Below are 13380 nucleotides of genomic sequence, written 5' to 3'. Positions count from 1 at the left end.
TTACTCTTCGCGACTGATACCAAAATGTTTGTAAGCATGCTGCGTTGCCATCCGGCCACGCGGCGTGCGTTGAATGAATCCTTGCTGGATCAGGAAGGGTTCAATCACATCCTCAATGGTTTCGCGCTCTTCACCAATCGCTGCCGCAAGGTTGTCTAAACCAACCGGTCCACCAGAGAACTTATCAATAATCGCCAGCAACAGTTTGCGGTCCATATAATCAAAGCCTTGATTATCGACGTTGAGCATATCCAGCGCGCTGGCTGACACTTCACCACTCAGGTTGCCGTTGGCGCGCACTTCGGCAAAGTCACGTACCCGACGCAGAAGGCGGTTAGCGATACGCGGTGTACCGCGCGCACGTCGGGCAATTTCCAACGCGCCCTCTTCGCTCAATGCGAGGCCCAGACACGCTGCGCTGCGTCCAACAATGTGCTGCAAATCAGGCACATTGTAGAACTCCAGACGTTGCACGATGCCAAAACGGTCGCGCAACGGCGACGTTAGAGAACCGGCGCGCGTCGTGGCGCCAATCAAGGTAAACGGTGGCAGATCGAGCTTGATTGAACGGGCTGCCGGGCCTTCACCAATCATGATATCCAGCTGATAATCTTCCATCGCTGGATACAGTACTTCTTCGACCACCGGCGACAAACGGTGGATTTCATCGATAAACAGCACGTCATGCGGTTCAAGGTTGGTGAGCATGGCCGCCAAATCGCCGGCTTTTTCCAGCACCGGACCCGAGGTGGTGCGCAGATTGACGCCCATTTCGTTGGCTACAATGTTGGCGAGCGTGGTTTTACCCAATCCCGGAGGGCCGAAGATCAACAGATGATCGAGCGCATCGCCACGCAGTTTCGCAGCCTGGATAAAAATCTCCATCTGCTCACGCACTTGCGGCTGGCCGACATATTCAGTCAGTAGCTTGGGACGAATGGCGCGGTCGAGCGTTTCTTCTTCATTAAAGGAACTGCCCGACACCAGGCGATCGGCTTCAATCATGCTTTACCTCAAATAGCTGCGCGCAAGGCTTCACGAATCAGGGTTTCGCAATCCGCATCTGGTTTACCAACTTTGCTGATCATACGGCTGGCTTCCTGTGGCTTATAACCCAATGCTACCAAGGCTGATACCGCTTCGGCTTCGGCATCGTTGCTCTCCTGCGCTTCTGAAGGCGTGGTCAACGTAAAGGTCGAATCACCACCAAACAGATCGCCGTGCATGCCAATAAAGCGGTCTTTCATTTCGACGATCAAGCGCTCGGCGGTTTTTTTACCCACGCCAGGCAGTTTAATCAGGGATGCAATCTCTTGTCGTTCCACTGCGGTAACAAACTGCTGAGCCGACATGCCCGAGAGAATCGCCAGCGCCAGTTTTGGCCCAACGCCATTCACTTTTACCAGCTCACGGAACAGCGTACGTTCCTGCTTGTTATTGAAACCAAACAGCAACTGCGCATCTTCACGCACTACAAACTGCGTAAAGATAATCGCTTCCTGATTGATCTCCGGCAGTTCATAAAAGCAGGTCATTGGCATGTGCACTTCATAACCGACACCGTGCGCCTCAATTAACACCAGCGGCGGCTGTTTTTCCAGAATATTGCCTCGTAAACGACCAATCACCTGAGCAATTCCTTAATCTGTAAGTAAGCCTGTTTATATATCATAAAAAAGGCTGGATGCATATCCAGCCTTATAGATGATTGTTTTAACCTGATCGCATCCGCCCGCGCGTCATCACCAATTTGGTATCGCTTATACGTGCCGTATTCTGGCTCATATGGCAATGCGTAATGGCGATGGCCAGTGCATCGGCAGCATCGGCTTGCGGATTGGCCGCCAGTTTCAGCAAGGTGCGCACCATATGCTGCACCTGGCTTTTCTCTGCGCCGCCAGTACCGGTTACGGTTTGCTTCACCTGCCGTGCCGCGTATTCAAAAACCGGCAAATCATGATTCACTGCCGCGACAATCGCTGCACCGCGTGCCTGGCCCAGCTTCAGCGCTGAGTCGGCATTCTTTGCCATAAACACTTGTTCGATGGCGAAATAGTCGGGCGAGAACTGGGTGATGATTTCGCTGACGCCCGCATAAATCAGCTTCAGGCGTGACGGCAGATCGGTGACGCTGGTGCGGATACAGCCGCTACCCAAATAGCTCAGTTGGCGGCCGGTTTGGCGGATGACACCGTAACCGGTGACGCGCGAGCCGGGATCGATCCCGAGAATTATCGCCACAGCGCGTCTCCGGTGAGTGGGTTATTAAGCAACGCCATTACAGCGTTTCTGCGATCTCATCAGAGATTTCACCGTTATGGTAAACTTCCTGCACATCGTCGCAATCTTCCAGCATGTCGATCAAACGCAGCAGTTTCGGTGCCGTTTCCGCATCCATTTCCGCTTTGGTTGATGGAATCATGGAGACTTCAGCCGTGTCCGCTTTCAGGCCGCCAGCTTCCAGTGCATCACGCACCGCACCCAACTCTTCCCATGCGGTGAACACGTCAATCGCGCCATCGTCATAGGCAACCACATCTTCAGCACCGGCTTCCAGCGCCGCTTCCATCACTGCATCTTCATCCAGGCCTGGCGCAAAAGAGATCACCCCTTTTTTGCTGAACAGGTAAGAAACTGAGCCATCGGTACCCAGGTTGCCGCCGGTTTTGGTGAAGGCATGACGCACTTCGCCAACGGTACGGTTACGGTTATCACTCAGGCACTCAATCATTACCGCTGAGCCGCCAGGACCGTAACCTTCATAGATGATGGTTTCCATGTTGGAATCGTCTTCACCGCCTACGCCGCGTGCGATAGCACGGTTCATGGTGTCGCGCGTCATGTTGTTGGACAGCGCTTTGTCCATCGCCGCGCGCAGACGCGGGTTAGAACCGGCATCGCCGCCGCCTAATTTCGCTGCGGTCACCAGCTCACGAATGATTTTGGTGAAGATTTTACCGCGCTTCGCATCCTGAGCAGCCTTGCGGTGCTTGGTGTTTGCCCATTTACTGTGTCCAGCCATCTTACTTTCTCTCCGATCTTTACAGGGTGCAGGCTATCTTGCTTGCGATCTTGTCCCCCGGCAGTGCTCGCAATCCTCACGTACAAAAGTACGCTCCGGTTGCTGTGCGCTGGCGGTGAACAACCTCGCGGCGCCGATTACGCCTGACTGTTTAATATTGCTTGGCGCGTTCATTTAGCACGCACCAGATTCCTAAAAAACTAGCTCATCCTCCGCGGGAAAAACGCGCGGCGACGAGCATTCAGATAAATTCTTCAATTGCCTGGCGGTTACTCCAGGACTTGGTGAGGGCTGCGGCAGCGGCGGGTTCGAGCCAGCATGCGGCGAGATGTTCGCTGAGCAACAACTCACGTTCGGCGGGCAACGCTAATCGGAACCAGTGTTCACGATTGTGCGTGGTGCCGGGTGCATAGCGATGGCGATAGTGCGGGAAGATTTCAAACTCAATGTGTTTATGGCAATCGTCCAGCACTAACTTTTCATCCGCGATGTTGATAGCCAGTTCTTCTGACACTTCACGTTCAGCCGCCTGGCGCGGGGTTTCTCCCGCTTCCAGGCTGCCCGTCACTGACTGCCAGAAACTGTCATCATCACGTCGCTGCAGCATTAACACCCGGCCAGTATCTCGCGCAAAAATCACCACCAGCACTGATACCGGATGTTTATAGCCCATTATTTATTCTCTAACTTGTCTTTCTTCGGTGCGACCAAAATGCCCAAATCCAGCAGTGCCGCTGGGTTGGCTTCGCTTGGTGCTTCAGTCATCAGACAGGCTGCTGCAGTGGTTTTCGGGAACGCGATCACATCACGGATGTTATCGGTGCCGGTCAACAGCATGGTCAGACGATCCAGACCAAACGCCAGGCCCGCGTGCGGCGGCGTACCGTATTTCAACGCATCCAGCAGGAAGCCAAACTTCAAACGCTGCTCTTCTTCAGTGATACCGAGAATGCTGAACACCGTTTGCTGCATTTTGCCGCTGTGGATACGCACCGAACCGCCACCCACTTCGTAGCCGTTAATCACCATATCGTAGGCATTCGCTACCGCTTGCACCGGATCTTTCGCCAGTTCTTCAGCGCTCATCTCTTTCGGTGAGGTGAACGGATGGTGCATCGCAGCCAAACCGCCCTCTTCATCTTCTTCGAACATCGGGAAGTCGATAACCCACAACGGCGCCCACGCTTTGTCATCGGTGATTTGCAGATCGCGGCCGACTTTCAAGCGCAGCGCGCCCAGTGCATCCGCCACCACTTTGGCACGGTCAGCACCGAAGAAGATCAGGTCGCCATCTTGCGCTGAGGTACGGTTCAGAATCGCTTCAACAATTTCCGGCGTCAGGAACTTAGCGACCGGACTTTGTACACCGTCAAAACCTTTGGTGCGTTCGTTGATCTTCATCCACGCCAAACCTTTCGCGCCGTAGATTTCAACAAACTTGCCGTATTCATCAATTTGCTTACGCGTCAGCGCCGCGCCACCTGGCACACGCAACGCTGCAACGCGGCCTTTGGCGTCGTTAGCCGGGCCAGCGAAGACCTGGAATTCCACGTTCTTCAGCAGGTCGGCAACGTCCACCAGCTCCATTGGGTTACGCAAATCTGGCTTATCGGAACCGTAACGGTTCATCGCTTCCGCAAAGGTCATCTGCGGGAAGTCACCGAGATCCACGCCTTTAATATCAATCCACAGTTCGCGAATCAGACGTTCCATCTTTTCACGCACCTGCTCGGCCGTCATGAACGAGGTTTCTACGTCAATCTGGGTAAATTCTGGCTGACGATCGGCACGTAAATCTTCGTCACGGAAGCACTTAACGATCTGATAGTAGCGATCAAAGCCGGACATCATCAGCAACTGCTTGAACAGCTGTGGTGACTGCGGCAAGGCGTAGAACTTGCCTTTATGCACGCGGCTTGGCACCAAATAGTCACGCGCACCTTCCGGCGTGGCTTTGGTCAGCATCGGCGTTTCGATGTCGAGGAAGCCCTGGTCGTCCATAAAGCGACGCACAAAGCTGGTAATTTTAGCGCGTGTCTTTAAACGCTGTGCCATTTCCGGACGGCGTAGGTCAAGATAGCGATAGGTCAAACGCGCTTCTTCGCTGTTGATCTGGTTGGAGTCCAGCGGCAACGGTTCCGCACGGTTGATGATGTTCAGCTCATGGGCGAAGACTTCGACTTCACCGGTCGCCAAATCGCTGTTTTTGTTTTTTTCGTCACGTGCACGCACGGTACCGGTGATCTGGATGCAAAATTCGTTACGCAGTTCAGATGCCAGCTGGAAAGCGTCCTGACGATCGGCATCGAAGAACACCTGAGCGATACCTTCACGGTCGCGCATATCGATAAAAATCAGGCTACCCAGATCGCGACGGCGATTGACCCAACCGCAGAGAGTGACTTGCTGACCCACATGAGACAGATTGAGCTGTCCGCAATATTCTGTACGCATAACGTATCCTTTTAACTTCGCCGCTGCTGCCAGACAACATCAGGCCGCGTAACCTTATGAGATGCTGCCGCAAAAAAGGCGGCTATTATAATGGAAAAACCCAGGCAGGATAAGTGGAGCCAGATCAAAGCGGACAATTCATTACGCTTTATCGCGCTGTTTTTCCTGCCGACATCAAAACAGGTTACATTAAGCCGCACTTTCCCGCCCCTAAAGGATTCAGGAGTTCGCGTTTGACACTTCGTATTGGATTACCGCAATGGCAGCACGCGCAGTGGAAACAGTTTGGCCTCGAAACCCTGGCCGATTACGCGCAACTGTTTGGTTGTGTAGAAGGCAACACCACGCTGTATGCGTTGCCCAAGCCCGAAGTGGTGCTGCGCTGGCGCGATATGACGCACGATGATTTCCGCTTCTGCTTTAAATTTCCCGACAGCATCAGTCACAAATCGGCGCTGCGCGATTGTGATGAACTGCTTAGCGAGTTTTTCCGCCTGCTCGATCCGCTCAGTCAGCGCATCGGTCAGTATTGGTTGCAACTACCCGCCGCGTTTTCGCCGGCACAGCTCGGCGATTTGTGGTCTTTCCTTGATGGTTTGCCGCGTAATTTTCGCTATGGCGTTGAAGTGCGCCATCCGGCATTTTTCGCTAAAGGTGAAGCCGAACGCGCATTGAATCGGGGTTTGCTGGATCGCGGCGTGAATCGCGTGATTTTGGATAGCCGCCCGGTACACGCCTCCACCTCGCAAACTGCCGCCGCCGTGGATGCCCGATCCAAAAAGCCGCGCGTGCCACCGCATGCGGTACGCACCAGCACGCAGCCGATGGTGCGTTTTATCGGCAGCGACAGCGTTGCAGAGAGCGTGCCACTGTTTCAGCCATGGATCAGTAAAATTGCTGAGTGGCAAAGAGACAGCGATCCGATGCTGTTTATTCATACACCGGATATGGGCGAAGTGTTTCCACTAATCCAGGCGCTGTGGCCGCAATTGCAGCAGTTAGAACCCACATTGCGCGATTTGCCCGACTGGCCGCAACAAACGAGTTTGTTCTAAACGCAAAGCGGATGCACCTTGGGTCGGTTTCTGCCAAAATAGCGCCCTTTCCGTTTTCTCTCCGGACCTATCATTATGTCTGATCGCGATACGCTATTTTCCGCGCCCATTGATAAATTGGGCGACTGGACCTTTGACGAGCGCGTGGCTGAAGTCTTCCCCGATATGATTCAGCGCTCGGTGCCGGGCTATTCCAACATCATTTCGATGATTGGCATGCTGGCAGAACGTTTTGTCCAGCCTAACAGTCAGGTTTACGATCTCGGCTGCTCGCTGGGTGCCGCCACGCTTTCGGTGCGTCGCAATATTCATGTGCCAGGTTGTCAGATCATTGCCGTGGATAATTCTCCGGCGATGGTTGAACGCTGCCGCCGCCACATCGACGCGTTCCGTGCCGATACGCCGGTGCAGGTCATCGAAGCGGATATTCAGAATATCCATATCGAGAATGCCTCGTTGGTGGTACTGAATTTTACCCTGCAATTCCTTGAACCACCGGCCCGTCTTGAACTGTTGAAAAAGATTGTTCAGGGCTTGAATCCAGGCGGCGCGCTGGTGCTATCCGAGAAGTTCAGCTTTGAAGATGCCGATGTCGGTGAACTGCTGTTCAACATGCATCACGATTTCAAACGCGCCAACGGTTACAGCGAACTGGAGATCAGCCAGAAACGCAGCATGCTGGAAAACGTGATGTTGACCGATAGCGTGGAAGCGCATAAAGCGCGCCTGAAAACCGCCGGTTTTGCCCATGCGGAGTTGTGGTTCCAGTGCTTTAACTTTGGTTCTTTGGTTGCTTTGAAATGATTGATTTTGGCCTGTTTTACCAGCAAATCGCCACCGGGCCGCTCGCTCGCTGGCTGGAAGTTTTACCCGCGCAAGTCGCCGAGTGGCAACGTGAAAACCTGCACGGCAAGTTTCGTGATTGGGAAAAGTCGGTGGATTATCTGCCGTTGCTGGAACCTCAAAAGCTCGATCTGATTAACAGCGTCAGCGCGCAACGCAACGATCTCACCGATCGCCAACGCCTTGGCATTGAAAACCTACTGCGTAATTTGATGCCGTGGCGCAAAGGCCCGTATTCACTGTACGGCACGGAAATTGATACCGAATGGCGTTCCGACTGGAAATGGGACCGCGTATTGCCGCACATCTCGCCATTGCAGCATCGCACGGTGCTAGATGTTGGCTGCGGCAGCGGCTATCACATGTGGCGCATGATTGGCGCAGGCGCGAAGTTGGTGGTCGGCATCGATCCGATGCAGCTGTTCCTGTGCCAATTCGAAGCAGTGCGCAAATTGTTAGGTGACGATCGCCGGGCGCATTTGCTGCCATTGGGCATCGAGCAACTTCCTGCGTTACAAGCGTTTGATACAGTGTTCTCGATGGGCGTGTTGTATCACCGTCGCTCGCCGCTTGATCATCTGATGCAGTTAAAAAATCAGTTGGTCAGCGACGGCGAATTGGTACTGGAAACGCTGGTGATTGAAGGTGATGAGAACGCGGTGCTGGTGCCGGGTGAACGCTATGCGCAAATGCGCAACGTGTACTTCATCCCGTCCGCGGCGGCGCTTAAAAGCTGGCTGGAAAAGTGCGGCTTTGTTGATGTACGCATCGCCGATTACGCAGTGACATCGGTTGAAGAACAACGTCGCACTAGCTGGATGACCAGCGAATCGTTGGCCGAGTTTTTGGATCCCAACGACAGCAGCAAAACCGTTGAAGGTTATCCTGCGCCATTGCGTGCCGTGTTAGTCGCTCGCAAACCGTAAAATTCTCCGCCGCGTCGGCCCCCACCGCGCGGCGTCTTTGCTTCTCTCCCGCCCTTTTAAGATTTTTGTTACCTCCCGTCAGCAACTGATAATAATTCTCAACTTGCCAGTAATGGTTAAATTTCCGTCACCGTTCTGTGCCACTTTACCTGCAGCGGCTTTTTTCACATCAAGGAGTTGTTGTTATGAGTAAATTCATTTTTTCTTCTCCACGTAAATATGTACAGGGCGCCGGTGTGCTGGATGAACTGGGAACTTATGTCGCCGAGCTCGGCCAGCATGCGTTTTTAGTTGCCGACGAAATTGTCTGGAAGCTGGTCGGTGAGCGCACGCAAAAAACCTTAAAAGCGGCCGGGATTGAATTTCACTGGCAGCAGTTTAATGGCGAAGCATCAGGCAATGAGATCAACCGCCTAACCCAACTGGCGAAATCTCAAGGCAGCAATGTAGTAGTGGGTTTGGGCGGCGGCAAAACGCTGGATACGGTCAAAGCCATTGCGGATGAATTAAAACAACCGGTGGCGATTGTGCCGACCGTTGCCTCAACCGATGCGCCGTGCAGCGCGCTGTCAGTGATCTATTCAGATAGCGGCGTATTCGAAAGCTATCGCTTCTACAGCAAAAATCCGGATTTAGTGTTGGTGGACACCGCCGTATGCGCCAGTGCGCCTGCACGTCTGTTCGCATCGGGCATCGCCGATGGCCTGGCGACCTGGGTTGAGGCACAAGCGGTGCTGCGTTCCCATGCTAAATCGATGGTGAATGGCGATCCAACTATTGCCGGTACCGCCATTGCGCGTGCCTGTGAAGAGACTCTGTTGACCTGGGGTTTCAGTGCTTACACCGCCGTGAGCGAGAAGCGCGTGACGCCTGCGGTTGAAGCCGTCGTGGAGGCAAATACCTTGCTTTCGGGATTGGGCTTTGAAAACGCCGGTTTGGCGGGTGCGCATGCCATTCATAACGGCTTTACCGCGATTGATGGTGATATTCATCATCTGACGCACGGCGAGAAAGTGGCTTATGGCACGCTGACACAAATGGTGCTGGAACAGCGTCCGGATGAAGAGATCGCGCGTTATATTCGTTTCTATCGCGCGATCAAAATGCCGACCACCTTGAAAGAGCTGCATCTGGAGAACGAGAGCTGGGAGAATTTGGTGCGGGTTGGCGCGCTGGCGAACAGTGAAGGCGATACGCTGAAAAACCTCAATCCAAATCTGTCACCAGAAGATATCGCAAACGCGATTGTGGCGGTTGATGCCTTCAGTAAAACGGTAAAATAAGCGGTTAGCGCCGCAAACTTTTCAGGTGCGCGGCGCGAAACAATGCTCAGTTATCCGCATCCGCCAATGGCGATTTGTCCCAATACTGATACTTGTAAGCCGAACTCAAGTGGCGTTCGATGGTGCCTTTGGCAAACACTTCGGTCTCGTGCAGATAACTCAACGTGCAGTTACCGATTTCATCCCACAACTGGCATTCGTCTACCGAACGCAAAGTACTTACCGGTGTGGTTGAGGTGCCATTAAGCCGCATCTCCCGCCATTGGTTGTCATAGCTATAAGTATCTTTGCTGCGCGCACTGCTGGCTGCTGTGACCAATCCTTGTGCATTCCAACGCCAGCTGTTTTCGCCATTACTGGCGCTATCGCTGCCGCGCGCCACACTTTTCTCCAGCCTAAACTTTTTGTCGTAGCGATAGGTGGTATCAGTAAATCCCTCTTTGCCCATGCTGGTGAATTTATCGGTTGAGCTGACAATATTGCCGTGCTGACCGATTTGCCAGCTGATGGTGCCCTGACGGTTATCAACCACTTCCTCTTCCCCGGCTTTGATCACCTTAACCATGTAGGCATATTCCGCCACCCAACCGCGCTGCACGCGAGCGATGTGCTGTTCCATCGACAGCAACACATTGCCTTCGTTTTTGTCATAGGAAATGTCGGCGACCATTAAATCACCACACTGATCGAATTGCCCCAGCACGCGTTTTTGTGAATCGACATCTTTGCCAAACTCACCCGCCACCACCTGACGCACCGCGCCTTTGGCATCACCACCTAGCATGATCCAGTTATTGCTGCTGGTGATATTTTTACTCATCGGCGGACACGCAGTACTGACTGCCAGCGCACTGCCGCAGCCAGCCAAACACAGCACTAAAACAGCACAAGGAGTGGATTTCATGAGGGTTATCCGCGCTAAGTCATCAAGTAATCAAAGCATCATTTACTCTATCGCGCTATCTCCCCCTGCTCAGTATCCCCAAAATAATTCGAGCTACAGCAAGGCGGCAAATGTAGAAGTCCCAGGGAGCTTACTAAAGTAAGTGACCTGGGCGAGTACATGCAGCCAACGCAGCTGTAGTTTGAATTATGAAGGGGATAGATAAAAAGAACCCCAGCAAGATGGACTGGGGCTTGGTACTTGCAAACATCACGTCATTAACGTTGGCGTGCTGCGCGGCAAAACTGGTGAGAACTCAGGCGACGCGGACGGCGCTCATTTGCGTCATGCTTTTCATCGCTTCGACCACATCGCCATCAACGCAATAGCGGCTGAATTCATCGGTTTCCGCTTCGGAGCACATGGAAACACCGGCTTTACGGTAGCGCATCGGCGAAGCGACTAAGCGGCTGGCGGAGCTGTGTACTTCCTGCAATCCACTGTCGATAAACTTCTGGATATTGCTTAAACGCACGCCCGCACCGGCCATAATAATCGGACCCGTGCTGTGTTCATTTAGTTCCCGCAACAATGCAATTCCTGCTTCGGCACTTTGTTGCTGCCCAGAAGTTAGAATGCGCGCGATGCCTAAATCAGCCAGCACTTCCAGCGAACGTTTGGGGCTGTGGCACAAATCGAAAGCGCGATGGAAAGTGACGTCCATGCCAGCGCACAGCGTCATAATCTGCTGCATGCGCGCCACATCAACATGTGCATCTTCGTCGAGCATGCCAATCACCAGGCCGGGAAAACCGAGTTCACGCATTAGCGCAACGTCGGATTTCATCGTCTCGAACTCGTGCGCGGTATAGCAAAAATCGCCGCCGCGCGGGCGAACGATTGGATGTACCGGTATTGAAATTTCACGGCGCGCGGCTTCCAGCACGCCAGCTGAAGGCGTCAACCCACCTTCGCGCGGCGCACTGCACAGCTCCACGCGATCGGCACCGGACAGCTGCGCAGTCATTGCACAGTCGATGCCGTAGCAACAAATTTCCAGTTTCGTCATACCATTCTCCTTTTCATGACTTCTGGCTCGTGAGGAATGCTTCAGTTAGTCTGCTTAATTAAACAGTTTACGTGGAACTCGCACTATGGCATTCGATTTTAATCAATGGATAGACCGTCGTCACAGCGATAGTTTGAAATGGCACAAATATGGTGATCGCGATGTGCTGCCTTTGTGGGTCGCCGACACCGATTTTCGCTCGCCACCCTGTGTGATTGAGGCCATTAAAAAGCGTGCAGATCATGGTGTGTTTGGCTATGGCGATACGCCAAGCGGATTGATTGATATCACAGTTTTTCGCCTAGCGCAGCGCTACAACTGGCAGATTCAGCCGGACTGGATTGTGCTGCTGCCCGGTGTGGTGTGCGGTTTGAATCTTTCGGTCCGCGCATTCACGGAATCAGGCCAAGCAACGGTAGCGCCCACGCCAATTTACCCACCGTTTCGCAGCGCAGCAAAATTAGCCGACCGCGTGCAGGTTAATCTCCCGATGCAGTTACAGGATGATCGTTGGCTGATGGATCTCGACCATCATGCGATGCAGGGTAACGAGCGTTTATTGATGCTGTGCAATCCGCAAAATCCGGGTGGCACCGTTTATCGCCGCGAGGAGTTGGCAGCACAATTAGCCTTCGCCCAGCAGCATGATTTAATCGTTTGCTCCGATGAAATTCATTGTGATTTATTGCTGTCGCCCGATGTTCAACACATTCCTTTCGCCGCCTTGAGTGAAGATGCCGCCCAGCGCAGCATCACACTGATCTCACCGTCAAAAACCTTCAACATTGCCGGATTGGGCGCATCGATGGCGATCATTCCCAATCGCGATTTGCGCCAGCGTTTCAAACGCGTGCGTGAAGGCATTGTGCCTGGCGTGGATGTTTTGGCCTTGGTGGCGGCAGAAGCGGCTTGGCGTGAAGGTGACGAATGGCTTGCTGCGCAGCTTGATTATCTGCGCGCCAATCGCGATTGGCTGGTTGAGCAAGTAAACGTGTTGCCAGAATTGCAGATGGCCTCGCCAGAAGCGACCTATCTTGGCTGGATCGATGCCAGCCAACTGCACGTCGATAACCCGACCAACTACTTTGAGCAACACGGTCTTGGCTTCTCGCCAGGGCGCGATTTTGGCGATGATAACTTTGTGCGCTTCAATTTTGGCTGCACGCGCGCAACGCTCGAACAGGCGGTTGCACGCTTACAAAAAGCCGTAATGGCGCGCCGTTAGCCCTGTTCGCTGGCGACGATCTCTTCCAGTCGCCACGGATGAAACTTGATGGTGGTTTGCCCATCCGTGACGGCCAGCGTCGGATTGGGCAAACGCTCGTTTTCCCCTTTCGGCGCACTGGTTTTAAACGATATTCCCGGCTGCGTCAGCGCAGTATCTGCAAGTAGCGCCATGGCGCGCACACCCAATGTTTCCGGCTCACCGCGCAGCACGATCTCCACATGCTCCCACCCTTCATGGCGATACAGTTTCTCACCCGGCCAAGGCAGTTCAATCACATCCACTTGCCAACCCGCCACATTGAGGGGTTGATGCAATTTGAACAGGCAAATTGGGCGTCCATTGATGATGGCTTCAGAAAATTGCGCGCCGATTTGCAAAAATCCCGCTTTCCAGCGTTCCGCCGTGGCGAATTGATGGCAGCGCACGGCAAGGTGATCGGCTTCGTGCTCAGCCAGATTAATGCCTAAACGATTAGCAAATTCTGCCAAAGAGTGCTCAAAACGAGTCAGGTCTTGTTTTAAATCGTCCAGTTCCGTAGGAAAGTGGCTCTGCATCACGCTATTACCTCTACATCAGTTCAAGTTTATTAATCAATTCAAAAAATGATACGCATTGAT

The 13380-nt window shown here is 53.4% G+C and carries 14 protein-coding genes; 5 read left to right on the top strand and 9 right to left on the bottom strand.

Features of this window, described 5'->3' with window-relative positions; translation table 11 throughout:
• From ruvB to aspS, 6 genes are all read right to left on the bottom strand, one after another.
• Positions 1–1005, bottom strand: a complete 1005-nt coding sequence (gene ruvB / locus ABDW13_RS11130) for a Holliday junction branch migration DNA helicase RuvB (protein WP_343552626.1) — start codon at positions 1003–1005, stop codon at positions 1–3.
• 8 nt (positions 1006–1013) lie between these two features.
• Positions 1014–1628: a Holliday junction branch migration protein RuvA gene (gene ruvA / locus ABDW13_RS11125; protein WP_343552625.1), complete on the bottom strand. Its 615-nt coding sequence runs from the start codon at positions 1626–1628 to the stop codon at positions 1014–1016.
• Positions 1629–1713: 85 nt separating this feature from the next.
• The gene (gene ruvC / locus ABDW13_RS11120; RefSeq protein ID WP_343552624.1) at positions 1714–2241 is read right to left on the bottom strand and encodes a crossover junction endodeoxyribonuclease RuvC; all 528 of its coding nucleotides are present in this window, start codon (positions 2239–2241) and stop codon (positions 1714–1716) included.
• Between the two features lie 37 nt (positions 2242–2278).
• Positions 2279–3022: a YebC/PmpR family DNA-binding transcriptional regulator gene (locus ABDW13_RS11115; RefSeq protein WP_343552623.1), complete on the bottom strand. Its 744-nt coding sequence runs from the start codon at positions 3020–3022 to the stop codon at positions 2279–2281.
• 241 nt (positions 3023–3263) lie between these two features.
• The gene (gene nudB, locus ABDW13_RS11110) at positions 3264–3695 is read right to left on the bottom strand and encodes a dihydroneopterin triphosphate diphosphatase (protein ID WP_343552622.1); all 432 of its coding nucleotides are present in this window, start codon (positions 3693–3695) and stop codon (positions 3264–3266) included.
• Positions 3695–5476, bottom strand: a complete 1782-nt coding sequence (gene aspS / locus ABDW13_RS11105) for an aspartate--tRNA ligase (RefSeq protein ID WP_343552621.1) — start codon at positions 5474–5476, stop codon at positions 3695–3697. Before aspS ends, nudB begins: the two co-directional genes overlap by 1 nt.
• Positions 5477–5709: 233 nt before the next feature.
• On the opposite strand from aspS, the gene ABDW13_RS11100 reads away from it, so the two are divergent.
• The 4 genes from ABDW13_RS11100 to ABDW13_RS11085 all read left to right on the top strand — a co-directional run bounded on the left by ABDW13_RS11100 (position 5710) and on the right by ABDW13_RS11085 (position 9583).
• The gene (locus ABDW13_RS11100; protein ID WP_343552620.1) at positions 5710–6531 is read left to right on the top strand and encodes a DUF72 domain-containing protein; all 822 of its coding nucleotides are present in this window, start codon (positions 5710–5712) and stop codon (positions 6529–6531) included.
• A 75-nt stretch (positions 6532–6606) separates the two neighbouring features.
• Positions 6607–7335: a carboxy-S-adenosyl-L-methionine synthase CmoA gene (cmoA, locus tag ABDW13_RS11095; protein WP_343552619.1), complete on the top strand. Its 729-nt coding sequence runs from the start codon at positions 6607–6609 to the stop codon at positions 7333–7335.
• The gene (gene cmoB / locus ABDW13_RS11090; RefSeq protein WP_343552618.1) at positions 7332–8300 is read left to right on the top strand and encodes a tRNA 5-methoxyuridine(34)/uridine 5-oxyacetic acid(34) synthase CmoB; all 969 of its coding nucleotides are present in this window, start codon (positions 7332–7334) and stop codon (positions 8298–8300) included. Before cmoA ends, cmoB begins: the two co-directional genes overlap by 4 nt.
• Positions 8301–8485: 185 nt before the next feature.
• On the top strand, positions 8486–9583 hold the full coding sequence (locus ABDW13_RS11085; RefSeq protein ID WP_343552617.1) for a glycerol dehydrogenase: 1098 nt from the start codon (positions 8486–8488) through the stop codon (positions 9581–9583).
• Between the two features lie 46 nt (positions 9584–9629).
• Here the strand turns inward: ABDW13_RS11085 and ABDW13_RS11080 are convergent, their stop codons facing one another.
• Together ABDW13_RS11080 and cutC are read right to left on the bottom strand one after the other, a co-directional pair.
• The gene (locus tag ABDW13_RS11080; protein WP_343552616.1) at positions 9630–10487 is read right to left on the bottom strand and encodes a hypothetical protein; all 858 of its coding nucleotides are present in this window, start codon (positions 10485–10487) and stop codon (positions 9630–9632) included.
• Between the two features lie 295 nt (positions 10488–10782).
• Positions 10783–11535 (bottom strand): copper homeostasis protein CutC, encoded by a 753-nt coding sequence (cutC, locus tag ABDW13_RS11075; RefSeq protein WP_343552615.1) that lies wholly within the window; start codon positions 11533–11535, stop codon positions 10783–10785.
• A gap of 85 nt (positions 11536–11620) precedes the next feature.
• Here cutC and ABDW13_RS11070 point away from each other — a divergent pair, with 85 nt between their 5' ends.
• A complete protein-coding gene (locus ABDW13_RS11070; RefSeq protein ID WP_343552614.1) occupies positions 11621–12760 on the top strand; it encodes a PatB family C-S lyase in 1140 nt (379 codons plus the stop codon).
• On the opposite strand, the gene ABDW13_RS11065 is transcribed toward ABDW13_RS11070, so the two are convergent.
• Complete coding sequence (locus ABDW13_RS11065; protein ID WP_343552674.1) at positions 12757–13317, bottom strand: VOC family protein; 561 nt, start codon at positions 13315–13317, stop codon at positions 12757–12759. The two genes, ABDW13_RS11070 and ABDW13_RS11065, sit on opposite strands and share 4 nt — an antisense overlap.
• Positions 13318–13380 lie beyond the last annotated feature (63 nt).

It is taken from the genome of Pantoea sp. (assembly GCF_039594315.1).
Lineage (GTDB): Bacteria > Pseudomonadota > Gammaproteobacteria > Enterobacterales > Enterobacteriaceae > Pantoea.
This window is presented reverse-complemented; position numbering and strand designations above follow the sequence as displayed.

Excerpts from the sequence above, each read along its gene's own strand:
- nudB (WP_343552622.1), bottom strand. The coding sequence starts at position 3,695 with ATGGGCTATAAACATCCGGTATCAGTGCTGGTGGTGATTTTTGCGCGA.
- ABDW13_RS11080 (WP_343552616.1), bottom strand. The coding sequence starts at position 10,487 with ATGAAATCCACTCCTTGTGCTGTTTTAGTGCTGTGTTTGGCTGGCTGC.
- cutC (WP_343552615.1), bottom strand. The coding sequence starts at position 11,535 with ATGACGAAACTGGAAATTTGTTGCTACGGCATCGACTGTGCAATGACT.
- ABDW13_RS11085 (WP_343552617.1), top strand. The coding sequence starts at position 8,486 with ATGAGTAAATTCATTTTTTCTTCTCCACGTAAATATGTACAGGGCGCC.
- ABDW13_RS11115 (WP_343552623.1), bottom strand. The coding sequence starts at position 3,022 with ATGGCTGGACACAGTAAATGGGCAAACACCAAGCACCGCAAGGCTGCT.
- aspS (WP_343552621.1), bottom strand. The coding sequence starts at position 5,476 with ATGCGTACAGAATATTGCGGACAGCTCAATCTGTCTCATGTGGGTCAG.
- ABDW13_RS11070 (WP_343552614.1), top strand. The coding sequence starts at position 11,621 with ATGGCATTCGATTTTAATCAATGGATAGACCGTCGTCACAGCGATAGT.
- ABDW13_RS11065 (WP_343552674.1), bottom strand. The coding sequence starts at position 13,317 with ATGCAGAGCCACTTTCCTACGGAACTGGACGATTTAAAACAAGACCTG.
- cmoA (WP_343552619.1), top strand. The coding sequence starts at position 6,607 with ATGTCTGATCGCGATACGCTATTTTCCGCGCCCATTGATAAATTGGGC.
- cmoB (WP_343552618.1), top strand. The coding sequence starts at position 7,332 with ATGATTGATTTTGGCCTGTTTTACCAGCAAATCGCCACCGGGCCGCTC.
- ruvB (WP_343552626.1), bottom strand. The coding sequence starts at position 1,005 with ATGATTGAAGCCGATCGCCTGGTGTCGGGCAGTTCCTTTAATGAAGAA.